The 15298-nt window shown below is 58.2% G+C and carries 20 protein-coding genes and 1 tRNA gene; 12 read left to right on the top strand and 9 right to left on the bottom strand.

The annotated features are described in order from the left end of the window. From NW839_RS06515 to NW839_RS06505, 3 genes are all read left to right on the top strand, one after another. On the top strand, nt 1-571 hold a 571-nt coding region (locus NW839_RS06515; protein ID WP_414380532.1), incomplete at its 5' end, for a cob(I)yrinic acid a,c-diamide adenosyltransferase. Beyond that, nucleotides 571-1320, top strand: coding sequence for a lysophospholipid acyltransferase family protein (locus NW839_RS06510; RefSeq protein WP_414352102.1), 750 nt, complete (start codon nt 571-573; stop codon nt 1318-1320). The genes NW839_RS06515 and NW839_RS06510, both read left to right, overlap by 1 nt. Continuing rightward, nucleotides 1317-2132: an alpha/beta fold hydrolase gene (locus NW839_RS06505; protein ID WP_414352101.1), complete on the top strand. Its 816-nt coding sequence runs from the start codon at nt 1317-1319 to the stop codon at nt 2130-2132. The genes NW839_RS06510 and NW839_RS06505 overlap by 4 nt, the downstream gene beginning before the upstream one ends. Here the strand turns inward: NW839_RS06505 and NW839_RS06500 are convergent. Together NW839_RS06500 and NW839_RS06495 are read right to left on the bottom strand one after the other, a co-directional pair. After that, the gene (locus tag NW839_RS06500; RefSeq protein ID WP_414352100.1) at nt 2110-2835 is read right to left on the bottom strand and encodes an HAD-IA family hydrolase; all 726 of its coding nucleotides are present in this window, start codon (nt 2833-2835) and stop codon (nt 2110-2112) included. The two genes, NW839_RS06505 and NW839_RS06500, sit on opposite strands and share 23 nt — an antisense overlap. Further along, complete coding sequence (locus tag NW839_RS06495; protein ID WP_414352104.1) at nt 2832-3815, bottom strand: PhoH family protein; 984 nt, start codon at nt 3813-3815, stop codon at nt 2832-2834. The genes NW839_RS06500 and NW839_RS06495 overlap by 4 nt, the downstream gene beginning before the upstream one ends. Before the next feature lie 557 nt (nt 3816-4372). On the opposite strand from NW839_RS06495, the gene NW839_RS06490 reads away from it, so the two are divergent. Beyond that, nucleotides 4373-4921, top strand: a complete 549-nt coding sequence (locus NW839_RS06490) for a hypothetical protein (RefSeq protein WP_414352099.1) — start codon at nt 4373-4375, stop codon at nt 4919-4921. Between the two features lie 155 nt (nt 4922-5076). Next, nucleotides 5077-5167: transfer RNA gene (locus NW839_RS06485), tRNA-Ser, on the top strand. 223 nt (nt 5168-5390) lie between these two features. Here the strand turns inward: NW839_RS06485 and NW839_RS06480 are convergent. From NW839_RS06480 to NW839_RS06470, 3 genes are all read right to left on the bottom strand, one after another. Then, the gene (locus NW839_RS06480; RefSeq protein WP_011433892.1) at nt 5391-5702 is read right to left on the bottom strand and encodes a hypothetical protein; all 312 of its coding nucleotides are present in this window, start codon (nt 5700-5702) and stop codon (nt 5391-5393) included. 182 nt (nt 5703-5884) lie between these two features. Next, on the bottom strand, nt 5885-6172 hold the full coding sequence (locus NW839_RS06475) for a hypothetical protein (protein ID WP_011433893.1): 288 nt from the start codon (nt 6170-6172) through the stop codon (nt 5885-5887). A 130-nt stretch (nt 6173-6302) separates the two neighbouring features. Further along, nucleotides 6303-6623 carry a hypothetical protein gene (locus NW839_RS06470; RefSeq protein WP_414352098.1) on the bottom strand — a complete coding sequence of 107 codons (321 nt, stop codon included), beginning with the start codon at nt 6621-6623 and terminating at the stop codon, nt 6303-6305. Nucleotides 6624-6752: 129 nt separating this feature from the next. Between NW839_RS06470 and NW839_RS06465 the strand changes: the two genes are divergently transcribed. Next, nucleotides 6753-7883 carry a geranylgeranyl reductase family protein gene (locus NW839_RS06465; RefSeq protein ID WP_414352097.1) on the top strand — a complete coding sequence of 377 codons (1131 nt, stop codon included), beginning with the start codon at nt 6753-6755 and terminating at the stop codon, nt 7881-7883. Here the strand turns inward: NW839_RS06465 and NW839_RS06460 are convergent. The 3 genes from NW839_RS06460 to NW839_RS06450 form a co-directional block, all read right to left on the bottom strand. Further along, nucleotides 7880-8365 carry an ATP-binding protein gene (locus NW839_RS06460; protein ID WP_414380530.1) on the bottom strand — a complete coding sequence of 162 codons (486 nt, stop codon included), beginning with the start codon at nt 8363-8365 and terminating at the stop codon, nt 7880-7882. The genes NW839_RS06465 and NW839_RS06460 overlap by 4 nt on opposite strands. 121 nt (nt 8366-8486) lie before the next feature. Continuing rightward, nucleotides 8487-9314 carry an OmpA family protein gene (locus NW839_RS06455; RefSeq protein WP_414352095.1) on the bottom strand — a complete coding sequence of 276 codons (828 nt, stop codon included), beginning with the start codon at nt 9312-9314 and terminating at the stop codon, nt 8487-8489. Between the two features lie 151 nt (nt 9315-9465). After that, complete coding sequence (locus NW839_RS06450) at nt 9466-10125, bottom strand: XRE family transcriptional regulator (protein WP_414352094.1); 660 nt, start codon at nt 10123-10125, stop codon at nt 9466-9468. Between the two features lie 366 nt (nt 10126-10491). Here NW839_RS06450 and NW839_RS06445 point away from each other — a divergent pair, with 366 nt between their 5' ends. The 6 genes from NW839_RS06445 to NW839_RS06420 all read left to right on the top strand — a co-directional run bounded on the left by NW839_RS06445 (nt 10492) and on the right by NW839_RS06420 (nt 13993). Continuing rightward, complete coding sequence (locus tag NW839_RS06445; protein ID WP_414352093.1) at nt 10492-10740, top strand: hypothetical protein; 249 nt, start codon at nt 10492-10494, stop codon at nt 10738-10740. A gap of 100 nt (nt 10741-10840) precedes the next feature. After that, nucleotides 10841-11203: a photosynthetic/respiratory NAD(P)H-quinone oxidoreductase subunit C gene (gene ndhC / locus NW839_RS06440; RefSeq protein WP_011433900.1), complete on the top strand. Its 363-nt coding sequence runs from the start codon at nt 10841-10843 to the stop codon at nt 11201-11203. Further along, entirely contained in the window at nt 11194-11934 is a 741-nt protein-coding gene (locus NW839_RS06435) for an NADH dehydrogenase subunit K (RefSeq protein ID WP_041436717.1), read from the top strand. The genes ndhC and NW839_RS06435 overlap by 10 nt, the downstream gene beginning before the upstream one ends. A 1-nt stretch (nt 11935) precedes the next feature. Then, complete coding sequence (locus tag NW839_RS06430) at nt 11936-12487, top strand: NAD(P)H-quinone oxidoreductase subunit J (RefSeq protein ID WP_011433902.1); 552 nt, start codon at nt 11936-11938, stop codon at nt 12485-12487. A gap of 47 nt (nt 12488-12534) precedes the next feature. Further along, nucleotides 12535-12708 (top strand): hypothetical protein, encoded by a 174-nt coding sequence (locus NW839_RS06425; RefSeq protein WP_414344869.1) that lies wholly within the window; start codon nt 12535-12537, stop codon nt 12706-12708. A gap of 1 nt (nt 12709) precedes the next feature. Beyond that, a complete protein-coding gene (locus tag NW839_RS06420) occupies nt 12710-13993 on the top strand; it encodes a class I SAM-dependent methyltransferase (protein ID WP_414352092.1) in 1284 nt (427 codons plus the stop codon). 35 nt (nt 13994-14028) lie between these two features. Here the strand turns inward: NW839_RS06420 and NW839_RS06415 are convergent, their stop codons facing one another. Then, nucleotides 14029-14898 (bottom strand): hypothetical protein, encoded by an 870-nt coding sequence (locus NW839_RS06415; protein WP_414380528.1) that lies wholly within the window; start codon nt 14896-14898, stop codon nt 14029-14031. Between the last annotated feature and the right edge of the window lie 400 nt (nt 14899-15298).

Genomic DNA, 15298 nt, shown 5'->3' with positions numbered 1-15298 from the left:
CCAAAACGGCCAACCCCCTTGCAGCGGCATCGAGATCTACACCGGCAACGGCAAGGGAAAATCCACCAGCGCTCTGGGTCGGGCTCTGCAAGCCATTGGGCGCGGCATCAGCAAGGATCTCTCCCATCGCGTGCTGATCATGCAATGGCTGAAGGGGGGAACAGGCTACACCGAGGATGCAGCCATTCGGGCCTTGCGGGAAAGCTACCCCGATTTGGTGGATCACCAGCGCTGCGGTCGGGATGCCATTGTCTGGCGGGGCAAACAACAGGAAATCGACTATGTAGAAGCGGAGCGGGGCTGGGAGTTGGCACGGGCGGCCATCGCTTCTGGCCTGTACAAAACCATCATCTTGGATGAGTTGAACCCGACGGTGGATCTGGAGCTGCTGGACGTGGAGCCGATTGTCCAGGCTTTGCTGCGCAAGCCGCGGGACACGGAGATCATCATCACGGGGCGGTGCCATGCCCCCTTACCTTACTTTGAGTTGGCCTCTGTCCACTCGGAAATGGTGAGCCACAAGCACTATGCCGAGCAGGGGGCCGATCTGCGGCGCGGGGTGGACTATTGATGGGATCCTTCGCAGCGTTCTCAGCCAATTCTGCTCTCTCTTGGCCTCCAGACCCCAGGACTCTGGCCCAGTTGTTGCTCACCCTTTTCCAGACGGAAGTGTGGGTGGAGGGAGGGGAGCGTGTTCCTGCTGGCCCGCTGGTGGTGGTGAGCAATCACCGCAGTTTTCTGGATGCGCCGGTGCTGATCGCGGGGTTGGACCGACCGATTCGCTTTGCCTGCCATTACTACCTGGCTCAGGTGCCGCTGCTGCGGGAAATCGCCCTGGCTTTGGACTGCATTCCCCTCAAGCAGGGATCCCGGCAGCAAATCCATTTTTTTCGCCAGGCGCAGGCCAGTTTGGCAGCGGGGGTGGGTGTGGGGATCTTCCCAGAAGGGGCGGAGCAGATCACCCGTGAGACCTCGCCTGGGGAGGTGGGGCGGTTTCAGCCAGGTTTTGCCCACCTGGCGCTGGCGGCAGCGGTGGATCCCTTGCCGATTCTGCCGGTGGCGGTGTGGGCGCAGGAAGAATGGCGGGGAGTAGATATTCCTATGGCTTTTTTCCGCTGGTTTGACCCCACTGAACCCCGATTTCAACAGGAAGGGGGACATCCGGTGGTGTTGTATCGGCGGGTGGTGCTCAGGGTGGGATCCCCCCTTTGGGTGGGCAGGAAGCAGCGCCAGGGATCCCGACGCGAGCGAATGCAGGTCATTCAAGAGCTAACTGCAGCGGCCCGAGAACAGGTGCGATTGGGATTGGCAGAGAGATGAGAAAGTTGAGTGGCGAGCCGGTAGCATCTGCCTCTAGCTTGGTCAGCCCGGCAACGGGAGCGGTCGGTCAGGAGCGGCCCCTGCTGCTGTATTTGCCCGGTATGGATGGCACAGGTACGTTGTTTTACCGGCAGGCGCAGGCTCTGCAGCGGGAGTTTCGCATTCGCCCCCTGAGTTTGAACCACCCGGAAGCGGGGGATAGCTGGGAAACCCTGGCCGATTGGGTGGGATCCCAGCTAGAAGCGGGGGCGTACTTGTGTGGAGAATCCTTTGGGGCCTGCCTGGCCTTGTTGGTGGCCGCCCAATGGCCGGAACGGTGCCGCGGCCTCATTTTGGTCAATCCAGCCTCGTCGCTGCGACGTAGGCCCTGGTGGTGGGCAGGGCATGTTCTCCTGCCTTTTTTGCCACCGGGGCTCTATCACCAGTTGTCGGAGCGGGGGTTGGGGGTTTTGGCGGAGCTCAGCCAAATGGAGCCGCTCGATCAGGAGCGGCTGCGCCAGGCAGTTCACAGTGTTGAACCCACAGTAGCTGCTCGGCGCTTGGCTTTGCTGGGATCCTTTGCTGTGGAGAAGCTGCCCCTGGAGTCGATGACCCTGCCAACTTTGCTGGTGGCGGGGGGGCGGGATCGCCTGTTGCCCTCGGTGCAGGAGGTGGGCTGGCTGGCGGAACGGCTGCCCCAGGCGCAGGTAGAAATCTCGCCCCAGAGCGGCCACGCTTGCCTGCTGGAGCGGCGGATGAACCTGCGGCGTTACCTGCTCAAGCCGGATGGCCTTTTTGCCCCTCTGCTGCTCAATTCTGCTTCGGCCCATTGAGCATGGACAGGGATCCCCACAGATCTTCTATCCGCTCTGGGCAGGAGCTATCCTTCCCCTCTCGATCCAGCCAAAGGGCTCGCAAGCCTGCTGCTTTTGCCCCCTGATAATCGTCGCGGCGGCTGTCGCCAATGTGGCCGGCGGCTGCGGGGGGGATCCCGTGGGCTGCCAGGGCAGCTTGGAAGATGCGAGGATCGGGCTTGGCATAGCCCACTTGGGTGGAGAGGGTGAGGGTGGAAAAGTAGGGATCCAACTGCAACTGCTGCAGCACCCTGGGCAAGCGGCTGTCGAAGTTGGAGATCACCCCCAACCGGATCCCTTCCTGCTGCAGGGCCCGCAAAGCCGGCAGCGTCTCGGGATACAGCTCCCAGGGATCCGCCCCGGCAAAGTGCTCAAACAATTGGGCGAAAAAGTCTTCAAACCGGTGCTCTCCGAAGGCAGCCAGGGATCCCACCTGGGCAAATGTCTCCCGCACCACCTGACGCCACCAGGCCTGCTCCCAATCCGGCAAAGGGGATCCCGTCAATCCTGGGCAGGCCGGGGCTGGAGCCTGGGCAAAAACTTGGCCAAAAGCGCGATCCAAGGCCTGGGGATCCACCCCTACCCCATACTCCGCTGCCACCTGGCTGTAAACCTGGCCCACGCTGCCCCGCACCCGAAACAAAGTGCCCACAGCGTCGAAAAAGAGCACCCTCAGCTTCACGACTGCCCCTCGTAGCGGGCGTAGGCATCGACAATCCGCTGCACCAGAGGGTGGCGCACCACATCCCGCTGGTCGAAGTAGCAAAAGGCAACCCCCTCTACCCCTGTCAGAATACGCTCCGCGGCGGCCAAGCCCGACGTGCGATGTTTGCCCAGATCCGTTTGGGTGAGATCCCCGGTAACCACCATACGCGACCGGAATCCCAGCCGCGTGAGGGCCATCTTCATCTGCTCGGGGGTGGTGTTCTGGGCTTCGTCCAAAATGATGAAGGCATTGCTCAAAGTACGGCCTCGCATATAGGCCAGCGGCGCCACCTCGATCACCCCCTGCTCCATCAACTGCGGCAGCTTGGCCGGGTCGATAAACTCGAACAGGGCATCGTAAAGGGGCCGCAGATAGGGATCCACCTTTTCCACCAGATCCCCCGGCAAAAACCCCAGTTTTTCTCCCGCCTCCACAGCCGGGCGAGTCAAGATCAAACGCTCGTACTCCCGGTTTTGTAGGGCAGCAATGGCCACAACGGCAGCCAGATAGGTTTTTCCTGTGCCCGCCGGTCCAATGCCAAAGCAGAGGTCGTGGGTGCGAATGGCTCGCACGTACTCCTGTTGGCGGGGCGTTTTCGGTCGGATAAGCTCCCCTTTGCGGGTGCGGGCCAAAATCCCTGCTTGTGCTTGCTGGTAGGCGGCAACCTCTTGTCCGGAGAGGGCGCGAAAAGCTTGCTCTGCATCGATCACAGTGACAGGGTGCCCAGTTTGCCAAAGCGGCCTCAGCAATTCTAGCCATTGCCGCACCTGCTGCCGCTGTTGGGGAGTGCCTTTCAGGTACAGGTCTTGTCCGCGCAGCGTTACAGAAGCACCGCTGGAGCGACTGATCCACCTCAGGTTGGCCTCCTGAGTGCCCGCCAAAGACATGGCCTGTTGAGGATTGGACAGAGAGATGACTTCGAAATCAGAAGAGAGGGAAGTAGGGTTGTCGTGCATGCCGTGGGCGCCGGGCACCCTGGGAGACCTGTAGGGGTGATCTTACCAAAAACGCTTGTCAGGGCGCTCTGGGCTGTGGAAAGCCGCTGCAGAGCCCAGGGGTCGAGCGCAAGAGTGCTTAACAGGCGATTACACCATTAATGTGTTCCAAAATACAAGCTTCTGGAAGATCTGCAGCAAACCTGGATTTGGGTTCTGGCCTTCATTCGCAGCCGAGTCACAGGGGATTAACAACTCTCTAAGGTTCCCTAAAAAAGTATTGCAAAGGGCTCTTTTTTCGGGAATAGCTCCTATTCATCAAGTAAAGTTGATCTATTGCTAAAGGGGCTTGAACTCCCAACCTCTCATCCGTTTGGGCAAGAGCTTGAGGTTTTCAACTCCGTTGGTCATCGTGCATCTGACATTCTCTACCCAGCAGGGGAGATGTGGATAGGTTGGTCTCTTACAACCCTTCCCTAGACACATTTTTGGGATCCCTGCGGCTCCTCAATCTCTGGGGAGGGAGCCCATCCTTTCTGGAGTCATTTTGAAAAATCAGATGGAAACAGGAGAGATAGATGTTTACCCAATCTGCGTCTGATACTCTGGGGTTGGCACAACTGGATTTGGCGCAAATTCCGCGGCAGATCACCTGCGATGGCAGCGACTTGGATTGGATCCAGGCTCTGGCCATCGAAGGGATCCAACCTGAAGAAGAAGCTTTACAGGCTTGGATGGCTTTCCGTGACCTGCGGGTGAACCAAGAGGCGGGCAACATTTTACGCTGGCAAGGGCGTCCGTTGCGGGCCAGCCGTATCCGCTTTTTCCCCAGGAATGTGGCTTGGCGCTATGGTTTCTCGTTTTCCACCAGCATCCGCTCCCCTCTTGGCAAAGGGATCCCGACCCCTGAGGAGTGGCGCTACCCAGGCCTCTGCCGCTACGGGATTGTGCTGTTTCAACCCAACGCCCAACTGGTGGCCCATCAGGTGTTCGAGTCCTCGCCAGAACAGCCCCAAGAGGTGGATCTGGATCCCAACCTGGATATTGCCTTCAACATCAATGACGCCAAGGGCAGCTACGGCGACAATAGCGGCAGCTTCGATATTTACCTGCAGGTGGTGAGCTAGACTCACCCAACCCCAGGAGGGATCCCGGCTGATCGCGATAGCGGGACGGAGTCTTTGCAGGGCGGGTCAGGGGGCAGTTGCCGGGTGGGATCCCATCCCCTACAATGAGTGAACTGGTGGCTGGATCCCAGCTTGCCAGTGCCCTTCCTGGCCCTGGAGAGGTGGCTGAGTGGTCGAAAGCGGCTTCCTGCTAAGAAGTTACGGGGCCCAAAAGCTCCGTCGAGGGTTCGAATCCCTCCCTCTCCGTCCATATTTGCTGACCAAGGTTGTTGACGTCCTCTGCGCGCCGTTAGCTTACTTCCCCATAGCGGTAGGGCGGGGCTTTTCTCAGTAGCTCGGGCGTCTCAGACTAACCTGAAACGACCATAGAGGCCAACTCCGCTACCAGTCATGGGTCGTGGAAGCAGGAAGAAATCAGAGACGTCACCTCCTATTGGGGTTTCGTAAGTTTTTCAGAGGGGTGTAGTCCTCAATCCAAATAGGCGCTCAACTCCTGCTCCAATGTAGGCAGTTGCACCTCTCCCTGCTCTAGCTCTTCCAAATCTTCCAGTTGCTTGCGCAAACGGGCGATCCGCTCTTGCAGGCACTCTTTGATGCCTTTGGCCCCCAAACCGAGGCAGCTGCGGCAGACTTCCCCGTAGATTTGCCCGCGGTCGTTATAGACCACCGCCAGCAACACTTGGTGCCCTTTTTTCTGGATGGGGTTGGCCCATCCCCCACAGATAATGCAGGGCACTCGGCCATTGCCCCCGTAAATGCTGCGTTCCCAGACGATTCTCACGCTCAGCCTCAATGCAACTTGTTGCCCACCAGCATAAAAACCCAGGGGGATCCCTTGCCACCCCAAGATGCCGCGTTCCTTCCCTTCCCATTGCGGTGAAACGGTTTGCTGGTTAAATGCCTGCCCCCCTCTCCCCCTGGGAGAGGGGCTTGGGGGTGGAGGCCAAAAAGGGATCCCGGCGGCTAGGTGCTGGGCCGGGCAGATTGAGAGCGGTCGATGGTGCGATAGGTGAGGCTGGCAGCCACCTCTAGAGCTTTGGCGGCGTCGCGGAAATAAAACCCCAACTCCTCATCCTTCTCCGTGCGGTTGGGCTTATTGAACTTGGCCTTGAACTGCACGTTGCAATACATGGCCAACCCCACCAGAACCTCTGACAGTCCGTGCTGGTTGATCAGCCGCTCCACGTCCGTAAGCAGGCTTTTGATCAAGGCATCGGCTACTGGTTCTGGCAAACTGTCCAGGTCGTGCATGGGGGCTCCTCAACCAACGAGAGCAAACAAGCCAACGGGTCTGGAAAATCGAGATGGATCTGGGATCCCGAAGGCAACCTCTCCTGATTTTCCTGCATCTTTTCCAGAATGCCCAATCCCCTTGCCAACGCTACCACCACTGCCGCAGCCAGCCCCACAGGCCCGGATAACGAATGGAGCGCTCCCGGGCCGCTTGCTCCAGATGATGGGCGTGGTCTTGGCTGCCGGGATCCCGCAGACGATTCAGGCGCATCAAATAGGCATAGCGGTGGATCTGTTCTCGCAACTGAACTGGGGGAAGGGCAAAGCACGCTGGGCAAAGGGGGCCGAGATCCAACCCCTTATCGTTGAATAGGTGACGAACTCGCTTCCCGCCCGCAAAACGCTTTCCGCAGGCGGCACAGTAGCAAGTTGAGGGCTGGCTGGCAAGCCGCTGCCATCGAATTCGCATCGTCTTCTGTCTAGCCGGCTGCTGTGAAGGGATCCCTTGTAACCGTCATTCGTAGACCCAATATAATTCTTTTGGGCAGTTCTTCTGGTAACCAGAACCCCGGTCAAGGGGGCTTGCAGATCGAAAACCATGCCGCAACTTTACGACTGTGTCATCGTCGGGGCTGGCCCCGCCGGCGGATCTGCTGCCTACCATCTGGCCAAGCGGGGACGCTCAGTGCTGGTTCTGGAAAAGGATCCCTTGCCCCGCTACAAACCCTGTGGGGGGGGAGTTTCTCCTATGGTGGCGGCTTGGTTTGACTTCGACTTTGGCCCCGCCATTTCCCTCAAGATCCGGCAAATCCGCTACACCTGGCGTGGTGGCGATCCGGTGGTGGTCGATTTGGATTTAAAAGAGCCCGTTTGGATGGTGCGGCGGGATATTTTCGACCACTACTTGATTCAGCAGGCGCAAAAGCAAGGGGCTGCGCTCCAGGCAGAATGCCCCGTCTCCGGCCTTGAGTGGCAAAGTGACCACTGGCAGGTGATGACATCCGCCGGCCCAGTCTGGGGTCGGTACGTGATTGGGGCCGATGGGGCAAAAGGCTCGATGGCCAAGTGGCTGGGCTTTCAGGAACGCCGTCGTCGCCTGGCTGCCGCCTTGGAAGCAGAAGTGCCCCTCTCGCAGCCGCAAACTGCAGCCGCCCATTTTGACTTCGGTGCCGTGAGCAATGGCTACATCTGGAACTTCCCCAAGGCCGATGGCTACTCAATTGGAGCGGGCACCTTTCGGGGTGGAGAAAAACAAAACCTGCGGGAAATTGCCGCCCAATATGCCCAAAGCTTTGGTGTGGACTTGAAATCGGTCAAGCCATTTGGCCATCCCATCTGCCTCTGGGACGAAGATCAACCGCTACACACCCAAAATGCCCTCTTGGTGGGAGATGCCGCCTGCGTCATCGATCCGTTTACCGCCGAAGGGATCCGCCCTTCCCTTCTCACCGGCATGTTGGCGGCCCAGGCCATCGATCAAGCCCTGGGTGGGGATACAGAAGCTCTGGAGAACTACTCCGCCCGCGTCCAGCAGGAATGGGGCTCCGAGATGCGTTGGGCCAAGCGGATTGCGGCGTTGTTCTATCGCTTTCCGGGCGTGGGCTATAGGGTGGGCGTTAAGCGACCGGGAGCCACTCGGCGCATGGGCCAGATCCTGGCCGGTGAACTGCGCTACAGCGATGTAGCCAGCTCGGCCATTCGCAAGTTAAGCGGCGGCTTGCTCGCCTAGGCCCGGCACCGACAGACTCGAACAGGATCGTCGAAGCGCTTGCCGATCACCAGGCAGTTGCGACCATCCGCTTGGCGGCTGTAGCTGAGGTGAGTAGAGAGAGCTTTCATCAGCAAAATACCCCGTCCCCCCTCGGACTCAAGATTGGCGTTGGGCGATGTGGGATCCGACAAGTTCCGAGCAAATCCCTCCAGATCAAACTCCTGCCCCTGATCCCAGATGCGCAACTCCAGCCCTTGCGGCATCAGCAGCAGCTCAATGTCGATGGGCGTACTTTCCGGCAGAGCGCGGTGGGCGTGGCGAACGGCGTTGGTAAACCCCTCTACCAAAGCCAACTGACATTCCGCCCAAATGGGATCCGGGATGCCCGCATTTCGGAAAGACTCAAACCAGGTCAAAACCTGGTCAAGCGCGTCCAGGGTTGTGTCAACCCTCAGCGCAAACGTTTGCCTCTTGTCCAGAGGGATCCCTGCTGCGTTCAAAACCGAACCCCAACGATGAGGATTGAACTCAAGCCCATCAATCCTGGCCGGATTGACCCTACCAGATTCTAGACCAGAGCCCTGCTAGAACGTGTCATCCCCCACTTTGGGGGGGGTGCAGCTAGGGAGCGATGACCAAATCCACACGGCGGTTCCGCTGCCGTCCGGCTTCTGTGTCGTTATCGGCAACGGGCAAGGTGGGACCAAAGCCAGAGGTTGTCCAACTGATGGGATGGCCTTCCGGCAACAGTTTTATCAAATAGTCCTTAACCGCATTGGCGCGGCGCAGGGAAAGAGCCAAGTTGTAGTTTAAGGGCCCGATGTTATCGGTGTGGCCATTCACTTGAACGCGGGCGCCGGGCATAGCTTCCAAGGACTTGGCCACCTGGGCCAACAGCGAGGCTGCTTCAGGTCGAATCTCGGCTTTGTCAAAATCGAACAGCAAATCGCCCGGCAGGCTGATGGTTTGGGTTCCCACCTGAAAGGAGGTTGGCGTTGTGGTCGGAGCCGGGGTGGGCGCAGAGGCGCTTTCTGCCCCTGGAGCGATCTCAGCAGCAGTGGAAGATTCCCTGATAGGCTCAGGGTCTGTTTGAGAACGCAGCCGTTGCAGCCGCGACTCCAATTCCTCAATTCTGATCAAGAGCTGGATCACCTGCTGGCGGATCTCCCGAATCTCTGCCTCCAGATCCGTGGGGCTCTCATGATTTTCCTCTGGATCTGCATCTGCTGTTGGGCTGGCCACCGGAGGATTGGCCTGGGGCGGGGCCAAGGTGGGCAGGATCGGTGGTGTGGGAGAAGCGGGTTGAGTGGGAGAGATGTTGGTCTCCGGCTGGGGCTGAGGTTGGGCCTGCTGGGGAAGCACCATCCCGACCCAGATTCCGCTGCTGACCAAGAGGATCCCGCTTAGGGAATGGAGAGCGACTGTTAGGAGCTGGGACGAACGAGCCATTGCAGGCAAACCTCCGGCTGGATGGGCGCAGGCAAGGAGCAGGAACTCCTCTCAACTCAACCCTCAAGACCCATCCTAACCGGCGACCCGATCTCGCCAAGGGGATTCTCGGTCGGTCCAACTGCCACTTCCCGCCATCTGCTGCCAGAGGCTAATCAAAACTGATGCGACCTCGATAACGCCCTATGAGGGTTAGGCCGTTGATGGGATCCGCCAAATCCGCCACAAAGGGGGGAAAGCGGGGGTTGTCGCTGATCACCTTCACCTGGGATCCGGGCAGGCGCTGCAGTCGTTTGACCAACAGATCCCCATCCATCTGAAAGACGTAAATGCCTTCACAGCCCAGGTCTCCACCCTCTTGCCGCTCCACAAAGATCCAGTCGCCATCCTCCAACGTGGGAGACATGCTATCCCCCTGCACCCGAATCAGACTTAGATCGGCAGGGTTTCCCTTCAAGTGCGTCCGCAGCCAGTTTCGCTCAAAAGCAATCACCGATTCGATCGATTCTTCCCGCACCAACACCCCCGCTCCGGCAGAGGCGGCTACATCGACAAAAGGCACATACACATACTCTGCTTTCGCGTCGGGATGCAACTGCGGGGATCCCTCCCCTGTAATCAGCCAATTGAGGTTGACCTGGCCCACTTGGGCAATTTTCACGGCCTTGTCAATGCTGGGCACGGATCCCTTCAGGTAGCTGCGCAAGGCAGTATCGCTAATTCCGGCCCGTCGCCCAAACGCATAAACGGCTTCATCGCCGATCACCTGTCGTAAGCGGTCTGCAAAAGAAGAACCAGAGGAGATGGACATCGGCTTAACGCTACAGGTTGTGTATAGGCAGATTTTTCACCACTATATCTTGACAAGTCAACAACTGGTGAAGGGCCAACGGCAGCCAGCCAACTTGGGAGTCATCTCCAAGCTGAGCGGCTCAAACGGCAGAATGGGACTCGCGCTTAATGTTGCTGGTAGGCTGGCCGTGGAATCCTACTGGCGCTACCGTGGTTTTGAGTTGTGCTCACAGCGGGCAAGAACCGAGTCGGCATGGCTCACCCTCACAAAAGGCGCACGTGGGATCTTCCCAAGTGCTGCTGAGATGATTGGCATTGGGTAGCCAAAAAGTTCGGTTCTCATATTGCCTCTAGGTCTCCTTCAAGCTGCTCTACCTCAATCCCCATGACTTCCTCTGACTTTAAGCGCTGGCTGGATAACTTCCTGATTGCTGTTGTCTTTCTGGTGTTCGCCGGGTTTGTCTGGTTTGTCTTTTCCGTAACGGGAGCTTTTGTCGGGATCCCACTGGGGTACAAGCTTTGGATGCGGCTCTGGCTGCCTTTGTTTCAGCCGGCTTTGGGGATCCTGATGGCCGGGGCGGTGGTGAGCGGAGTGTGGGGCTGGCTGGAAAAACGCCGCTCCCAACAATCATGATCATCAATAGAACTGAAGATCCCGTGGCGCAGGGGAGCCCCAGACTGGCTCTATACTGGAAACGTATCTAAATGTTGAGCACCTGAGGCAGTCTGGCGTCGTGTTTGTTCTGTCCGGCTACGAGTATTTGCTGGTTTTTCTAATCGTCTGCTCTCTGCTGCCGATTTTGGCTCTGGGGGCTTCCGCACTCTTAGCGCCAAAGCGGCGGGGATCCCTGCGGCGCAGCACTTACGAGTCGGGCATGGAGCCGTTTGGGCAAGCCTGGATCCAGTTCAACATTCGCTACTACATGTTCGCACTGGTCTTCGTCATTTTCGATGTAGAGACGGTGTTCCTCTATCCCTGGGCAGTGGCGTTTCACCGCTTGGGGCTGTTGGCCTTTGTGGAGGCCCTGATTTTCATCGCCATCCTTGTGGTGGGTCTTGTGTACGCCTGGAGAAAAGGAGCATTGGAATGGTCATGACGTCTGAGAAATCGCAAGTCTTGTTTCCGGGGGCTGCCCCCCAGGTGACTACCGACCTCTCCAACAACGTCGTTCTGACGACGGTGAACGACCTGTACAACTGGGCTAAGATGTCCAGCCTCTGGCCGCTGCTCTACGGCACCGCCTGCTGCTTCATCGAGTTTGCCGCCATGCTGGGATCCCGCTTCGACTTCGACCGCTTTGGCCTGCTGCCTCGTTCTTCGCCGCGCACGGCTGATTTGATCATCACGGCAGGTACGGTCACCATGAAAATGGCGCCGGCGTTGGTCAAGCTTTACCAGCAAATGGCTGAGCCGAAGTACGTGATCGCCATGGGGGCCTGCACCATCAGCGGTGGCATGTTCAGCTCCGATTCCTACACGGCAGTGCGGGGGGTGGACAAGCTGATCCCGGTGGATGTGTACATTCCTGGCTGCCCCCCTCGTCCAGAAGCGATCATGGATGCCATTGTCAAGCTGCGCAAGAAGATCGCCGCCGAGGACATGCGGGAACGAGGCCGTCTGCAGCAAACCCACCGCTACTACACGGTTAAGCACAACCTCAAGCCTGTGCCGGAGATCATCACCGGCAAGTATCTGGAGAGCGAGACCCGCCAAGCTCCCCCGCCAGAGCTGGCTGCGGCCATTGGCTTGCCAGTGCCCCCGGCTTTGCAAACTGCCGACTTTAAGCAGGCGGAACAGCAGCTCAAAGCCTTGCAGGGAGGAGTGTGAGATGGCAGAGGAGAATGCCCAGGAAAAACAAGCGCCGCCATCCGCAGGCGAGCAGTCGGAACCCTTGGTGACGTTGGAGCGGGGCCCGGTTTCCCAGTTTCTGGCCGACAACGGCTTCGAGCACCAGTATTTGGGGAGAGACGCAGCGGGGGTAGAGCTGTTGGAGGTGGAGCGGGACTTTCTCCTACCCTTGTGTACCGCCCTCTATGCCTACGGCTTTAACTACCTGGAGTGCCAGTGCGGGTATGACCTGGGGGCAGGGCAGCCACTGGTCAGCCTTTACCACCTGATCAAGCTGTCAGACGGGGCGGATCGCCCTCAGGAGGTGCGGCTCCAGGTAAAGTTGCCTCGCCAGGATCCACGCCTACCTTCCGTATACTGGATTTGGAAGTCGGCGGATTGGCAGGAACGGGAAACCTACGACATGTACGGCATTGTTTTCGAGGGACACCCGAACCTGAAGCGGATTTTAATGCCGGAAGACTGGATAGGGTGGCCCCTGCGCAAGGACTACATCACGCCTGATTTTTATGAGCTGCAGGATGCCTACTGATTGGGGATCCCTGACTCGGTGAGCAGCGTTGAACAGGATGGGTTGAGATGTGGCCTTTTTTGCTCTTGGCAATCTACGCAGGAGGAGTTTGGTACTCGGCCCGCAAGGCGGATCGCATCTATTCGGGCTCCGGGAAGTGGGTGGTATCGGCCCTCTGGCCTGTGTTGTTGGTCTCGAACCGTCAGTTTCGCCAAAATTGGCGTCGTCCCCTGAACAAGTAAGTTGAGTGAGTCTGGATCCCTGGAATCCTCACCTGTGATCGCTCCTGAGCAACACCTACGCGACCCGAGTCTTTCTCTATCGACACCTCAGGCCACGCAGAAGTTGCGGGAGTTGATTGTCAGCCGCATTCGCGCTCAGGGACCGGTGACCTTTGCCCAGTTTATGGAGTGGGCTCTCTACGAGCCAGGGTTGGGCTATTACGAGCAGGGATCCCCGATTGGCCCCGACTACCTCACCTCTCCCCACCTGGCGGCGGACTTTGCCCAACTGTTGGCGGAGCAAATCCACCAGTTCTGGCACATTTTGGGATCCCCCTCTGCCTTCACGGTCATCGAGATGGGGGCAGGCAGCGGCCGCTTGGCCCAGGATTGGCTGACCTACGTGCGCTCTGCAAGGCCTGCGGCCCGCTTACGCGAACAGCCCTCTTTTTGGCAGGCGCTGGACTATGGGATTTTGGAGCGTTCTGCCCACCTGCGGCAGCTCCAGCAGGAGCGGTTGGCCCCTTTTGGGGAGAAGGTGCGCTGGTTGGATTGGGACGGGATCCCGGATAACTCAGTTACAGGCTGCTTTTTCTCCAATGAGCTGGTGGATGCTTTTCCGGTGCATCGGGTGCAGGTACAGGATGGGGCTTTGCGGGAAATCTATGTCGATTGCAGCGAGGCTGCAGAAGCCAACTTCCGGGAAGTGCTGGGGGATCTGTCCACTCCTGAGCTGAGGGAGTATTTTGCCCGCTTGGGGATCCCTGTAGAAACCTATCCGTCGGGCTACCAAACCGAGGTGAACCTAAAAGCCTTGGAGTGGCTGCAGCTCCTGGCCCGCAAGCTCCGGCGAGGCTACGTGCTCACCATCGATTATGGCCACACCGCCCAGCGCTACTACAGCCCCCACCGCGCCCAAGGTACGCTCCTGGCCTATCGACAGCACGGCAGCTACACGGATCCCTATGTTCGGGTGGGATCCCAGGATCTCACCGCTCATGTGGACTTTACCACCCTAGAGCAAGTGGGAGAATCTCTGGGGCTAAGATGCCTGGGGTTCACCCGGCAAAGCAGCTTTTTGGTGAACCTGGGATTGACCGAGCGGCTGGCCGCCCTCAGCCAAATGGGGAGCTCGGTTGGCGGCGAAGCTGTGGATGTGGGCCAGGTTTTGCGGCGGCGACATGCTCTTCACGCGCTGCTGGATCCCATGGGGTTGGGGGGCTTTGGGGTATTGGTGCAGGCTAAGGGCCTGACCCCCTCAGAATATGCTCATCCTCTGCGGGGCTTTGGCGAGCCAGAGCTGTGAACCGTTTCGGTGCTATTGGGATGGGATGTCTGCCCCTACCGGCTACCGTTGCCTTCCATCGATGCCAGTTCTGCCATTGCTCTGGCGCTATCTTCCAGGTTGTCGATTCGCTCCTCGAGGGTTGCAAGGACTTCGTCATATTTGTCGGCCCATGCGACGCCGGCGGCAGTTTTGGTCATGCGGGCCGAGCCAAGAGATACGTCTGAAGATCCTTTCGCAGGCATAGGTGACCGTTTAATGGAGTTACTAGAGCCTGTTGACCGACAAGCCTGGGTTAAGCGGGCAATATCTTGCTTGAGGAGATTCTGTTTTGATTGGAGTTGTTCTACCTTGGCTATGCCCTCCTTAAGGGACTGAATGAGTTTCTGTTCCTTGGCTTGTAAATCTCCAATCGAGGCTTTCAGACTTTGCTCTTCTGCGCGTAACTGAGAAAGCCGTTCTTTTTGAGATTGGATCTGGGTCTCTATCTCCTCAAAATGGAGCTGAGCAGTTTGAGCTTGCGAACGAGCCTCATCATAAGGTTGGGCAGCAGCCACCCCCTTCTGCTGGACTTTTGCCCAATCTTCAAGGGCAGCACGCAGGTTGGCCAGTTCGCTTTGCAGTTGCTGTAGGTCTGAAGGAGTGATTTCGTTTTGCTTCTGCTGATTTTTGAGGTGCTCTAGAAGCTGGATTTTGGCTTTGGCCTCGCTTCCAGATAGAGCAGAAGCCACATAGCCCGTCATCCCCGTAGCCAAACCTGCTGCTCCCGCCTGCCACAGGGATCCTCCCGCCCCAAGGCCGCCAATAGCCACCGTAACTCCAGCCAACGCGGGAAAGGCAGTTATCCAAAGCTGGCGGCAGGAGAAAGGCAACATCATCGACCCCAGGGTGGAAGAGGAGATTGTCTTGAAGATTGTTTTGACCATAGGTAATGTTTGGGTAGGTTTTCTCTCACTCACAACTCCTCTTTTTTTAAGGAGAAAGGGGAGCTAGAACCAACACAAAGAACAAAGAACGCCTTAGAGACAATTTTACTGCACTATTTCACTGCACTTCATCACTGCACTTCAAGATGACTCTGGTGTACTGCTGAGGTTACAGTTCTTTACGCCATCCCTCCAGTATGGCCACAACTACAAGTCAATCGCCACTCTAAACCTGCAAGAGCCACTTCAGCTAGAAATTGCAGGAGCCCCGCACTGTACCCGTAGGGTCGGTGTCGGGAGGAATGCTATAATGGAGGAACGCTATAATAATACTGCGGACACCAGAAACGGTTGTTTAAGGCACTGGTAACGGTCGATTGGGGGTGCTGTAAACCACCCC

Source organism: Synechococcus sp. R5-15 (assembly GCF_047462035.1).
Classification (GTDB): domain Bacteria; phylum Cyanobacteriota; class Cyanobacteriia; order Thermostichales; family Thermostichaceae; genus Thermostichus.
Note: the sequence above shows the minus strand (reverse complement) of the source record. Positions and strands in the feature narration are given on the sequence as shown.